The organism is uncultured Polaribacter sp. (assembly GCF_947500975.1).
Lineage (GTDB): Bacteria > Bacteroidota > Bacteroidia > Flavobacteriales > Flavobacteriaceae > Polaribacter.
On record NZ_CANMUE010000025.1, the window covers coordinates 1 to 4,007 of the forward strand.

Annotated in this window: 4 protein-coding genes; all 4 read left to right on the top strand. The window is 29.3% G+C overall.

What is annotated here, in order from left to right:
• The first annotated feature begins 106 nt into the window (after positions 1 to 106).
• The 4 genes from Q0733_RS12755 to Q0733_RS12770 all read left to right on the top strand — a co-directional run bounded on the left by Q0733_RS12755 (position 107) and on the right by Q0733_RS12770 (position 3,812).
• A complete protein-coding gene (locus Q0733_RS12755) occupies positions 107 to 625 on the top strand; it encodes a hypothetical protein (RefSeq protein WP_298782685.1) in 519 nt (172 codons plus the stop codon).
• Positions 626 to 1,023: 398 nt separating this feature from the next.
• The gene (locus tag Q0733_RS12760) at positions 1,024 to 1,371 is read left to right on the top strand and encodes a hypothetical protein (protein ID WP_298782687.1); all 348 of its coding nucleotides are present in this window, start codon (positions 1,024 to 1,026) and stop codon (positions 1,369 to 1,371) included.
• A 156-nt stretch (positions 1,372 to 1,527) separates the two neighbouring features.
• Positions 1,528 to 3,156, top strand: a complete 1,629-nt coding sequence (locus tag Q0733_RS12765) for a GIY-YIG nuclease family protein (RefSeq protein WP_298782689.1) — start codon at positions 1,528 to 1,530, stop codon at positions 3,154 to 3,156.
• A gap of 182 nt (positions 3,157 to 3,338) precedes the next feature.
• On the top strand, positions 3,339 to 3,812 hold the full coding sequence (locus tag Q0733_RS12770) for a hypothetical protein (RefSeq protein WP_298782691.1): 474 nt from the start codon (positions 3,339 to 3,341) through the stop codon (positions 3,810 to 3,812).
• Positions 3,813 to 4,007 lie beyond the last annotated feature (195 nt).

Consider the following 4,007-nt stretch of genomic DNA (forward strand, 5'->3'; position numbering starts at 1 on the left):
CCTCGCAATCGTAAAAGTCTGTAAAATGTAGTTATTTTTCGCTAAATTTACCCAGCAAATCATACACATAAAACGTTGTGTGTAAGCTAAAAATCCGAACTATTAAATGAAAAAAATACTAAAATTTAAACATTGGCAATTATTTATATTAATCGTTCTGACTGGAGCTTGGACTTCACCAAGTCCTTTAAAGGAGATTATTAATTCGATTGCTCTTATCACATTTTTGATTTGGATTTATGCGATTGGAATTTATGGACAGAAAAAATTGGAATCATTAAAACTTCCGACTTTGAAAACTAAACTGTTCGAAATTAATATAATTTTATTTCCGTTTTTATTAATTGTTTCGTTTTTGCTTTCACCTGAACAAACAGCGGAAAACACTCAAGCGGAATTTAATACTCTAACGATTTTACTCATTCCAATTGCTCTTTATATGTTTTTTGCTTTTTTTCAAACTATAGTCTTTGCTTGTAAAACCATTTCGATGTTGGAATTAAAAAGAGAAGTTAAGTTTTCAGACTATTTAGTGAATTTAATTTTAATTCTATTTTTATTCATCGGAATTTGGATTTTACAACCGAAAATAACAAAACTAATAGCCGAAACTGAAAATAATTGAGCGGAATGAAAAAAGCCTACACACAACACCGTATAAAATTAATTGCTTGGTTAAAGCCTACCTACGAAAGTCCTCGCGGACTTTCTATCCGTGATTTATTTGCTAACTTTAGTGTTTAAACCACGCAACTAATCTTATACAACAACGTTGCCAGTAATATGAGGAAAAATTTACTAATATTAATAATTTTGTTTTCATTTAAACTTTATTCTCAAGAAATAATAAAGTTTTCAGATGCGGAATTTGAGTTTTGCCTAACAAAAAAATGCGGAGAAAAAGACTGTGAAATAATAAAAATTAAGGTTCTAAAAAATGGAATTTTAAACCAAACTATAAAACCGAGCAAAAACTATTTCAGCAAAACTTTTCCAAACGACCAACTTTTTGCAATTGAAGATATGAATTTTGACAGAAAAAAGGATTTTAGGCTAATGGAATTTCTTCCAGCTGGACCGAATGTTCCTTTTTTATATTGGATTTATAATCCGAAGAAGGAATTCTTTGAAGAGAATAAAAATTATGGAGAAATAACTTCGCCTGAATTTGATTACGAAAAAAAACAAATTAATTCAACTTGGAGAAATGGTTGTTGTGAACACGGACAAGATACTTATGAGATAAAAAAAGGAATTCCAAAATTGATAGAACGTTTTATTAGTGGAGAAGATTCACAAGGTTATGGATATACAGAAACTTGGAAATTGATTAAAGGAAAATTAGAATTAATTGAAAAAACTATCGAATAAATACTACTGGCAACACCGTGTATATTTTATTGCTTTATTTTAGCCAACTTACGAAAATCCTCGCGGATTTTCTATTCAGTTTTTATTTGCTAAATTCACGCTAAACCAACGCAACAAAGCATACACAAACACGTTAGGCGTTATTAAAACCAACCAATGAAAGAGCATATTAAAAGACGAATTGAATACTCAAAAGATGTGGTTCCTGACGAATCAACAGAGGAATTTAAAGAAGTCAAAGCTCTTCACGAACAAAGAATGAGAGAAAACCCAGCTCTCAAAAAAAAATTACGCGACAATTTCAAAAAAGCAGTCAATACGTTAGAAATTCAAGATTCAAATGGTATTGGATTAAATATGGATTTTGAAATTAGACATTTCTTAAACGAATTCAATCATAGGTCTTGGACTTATGGTCATAGAAAAATGCCTATTATGTTTAACATAATGGAAGCTTTTGTTGACCTTGACAAAACAATCAATTCTTGGAAATTGCTTGAAGAAGAAGATTACCTAATATCTTTTTATGATTTTTTAGATTTCTACACTTCAAGAGATTTTAAGTATAATATCAATTTTATAAAAGGGAATTTAGAAGAGGATTTAATATATAATTTCAACGTAGGTTCTGAAATTAATGAAATTACTTTTAAGACTGAAGAAGGAAGTGAGTTTGTAATTGCAGGAGTGTCTATTCTGAGAAGAGGCAATGAAGTCACTATGCTCTTTTTAACAGGAGAGATAATTGATACAGAGGAAAAAACAAAAGATTTGGTTCCATTAACAAAAAGTAGAATTCCTGGCAAAGAAGAAATACAGCCAGCTGATGACCGAAAAAGAGAAGCTGTTCAACTTAATGACAACAAAAACTTATGGAAAGTCTTAATTGCCTGTAGGTTCGATTTAGAAACTGAAACTATAGATGCAAGATACATAGCAAAAGATGAAGGTAACTCTTTTTCAATCTTAACTGATGATATAACTGGTTTTGTGAGAAATGGAGAATGGCTAACAAAAGATGTACAAGAGACTTATGAAGATATGCTTTCAAGTGTTGAAGGGTATAGTTCAATTTTTGAACTTGCTAAAGCAGTTTTATACTTGCCGTACTATTTTAATTTTTATGAAGAAGATATAGAAGAAGAAGAACATCAAACACAATTAAAAGCCTTAACTAATAGTCCTACTAAAAAAAGGAAATTTAAAAACGTAGATTCTAAATATAAAATTAGGCATCGTTCTTTATGGTTACTAAATAGAGAAAATAGATTTTCAGCTGATAGAATTGTTTTAAGAGACGAAAATTTTAAAATAGAGAATGGAGGTTATTGGAAAAAATTATCACCCGAAGAATTTGGAACAGATAAAAAAGGAAGGCAAGTAACAGGAAAAACTTGGGTTAACAAGACAGAAAGTTATTTTCAAGCTAATACAAATGACTTGATTATTTCGAATAATGCCGACCAACAAGAATTTGAAGGAGAAAATGCAGGCTTTATTTACGTTATGAGAAACGCAACATTCGAAAAAGACATTTACAAAATAGGCTTAACAACCAACAAAACAGAAGAAAGAGCAAAACAATTATCAAAGACAAGTGTCCCTGATAAATTTGCTGTAATGAGAGAATGGGCTGTAAAAGATTGTAAAAAAGCAGAAAAAGAAATACATGAAATATTAGATTCATATAGAGTTGACCCTAGAAGAGAATTTTTTAGACTAGATATGAAAATAGCAAATGACACGATAGATAAAGTAATAACAGAAATAAATAACAACGCCTAACAATGTATAAAAATAATAGCGGTCTAATCGCCAAAACCAAAGTAAGTAATAATAAAAAAGGTTTGTGCTTAACCGAAAAGTTAGTGTTTTAAAATCCGCTACTATTCTTATACTAACCGTTACAACCAATTAAAAACTTACTCAAAACCAGAGTATAATACGAAATGAGAAATTCTTCTTTTTTGAGAAAACTAGAGTCTGAATTGTTATTAAAAAATCCAGATTTAAAAACCGTGACTGAATTAATTTTTAAACTACAAGAAGAAGGAGAAAACAAATTTGAATATGAAAAAATTTATGTTTTACTGATTGAATTTATTAATAAACAAATTGGAATTGAGTCCAATAACGACTTGAAAGACGACATTCTTGAACTAATACTTGACGTTTTATGGCATCAAGAAAATGGACTGAAAAAATTGAATGAAAAGAATCAAGTAGAATTGAATAAAGTTCTGAAAAAAGTAGCACAATTTGACTTTAGAAAAAGTGAGCATTCTGAAAGACTATTTTTTTCAATATCTAAATCAATGGACTTAATAAAGTATCAATCTGAATTTGGAAACTCTAATGGATTAATAGATTTATACAAAAATCATTTTGACATTTTAATAAGAAAAAGAACTGAAGAATATTTAGAAAAAAACTGGTTGTAACACCGTATATAATTTATTGCTAGTTCTAGCCTACTTACGAAAATCCTCGCGGATTTTCTATTCGGTTTTTATTTGCTAAATTAGGTGTTTAAACCACGCAACAAACCATATACAAAACCGTTCTACGCAATTTGAAAAACTTACTCAAAATATTAATTCTGACTTTGATTTTAGCTTCTTGCAAAAAAGAAACTG

Bases quoted from the DNA above. Each gene is read 5' to 3' on its own strand.
- Q0733_RS12760 (WP_298782687.1), top strand. From the start codon at position 1,024: ATGAATTTTGACAGAAAAAAGGATTTTAGGCTAATGGAATTTCTTCCA.
- Q0733_RS12765 (WP_298782689.1), top strand. From the start codon at position 1,528: ATGAAAGAGCATATTAAAAGACGAATTGAATACTCAAAAGATGTGGTT.
- Q0733_RS12755 (WP_298782685.1), top strand. From the start codon at position 107: ATGAAAAAAATACTAAAATTTAAACATTGGCAATTATTTATATTAATC.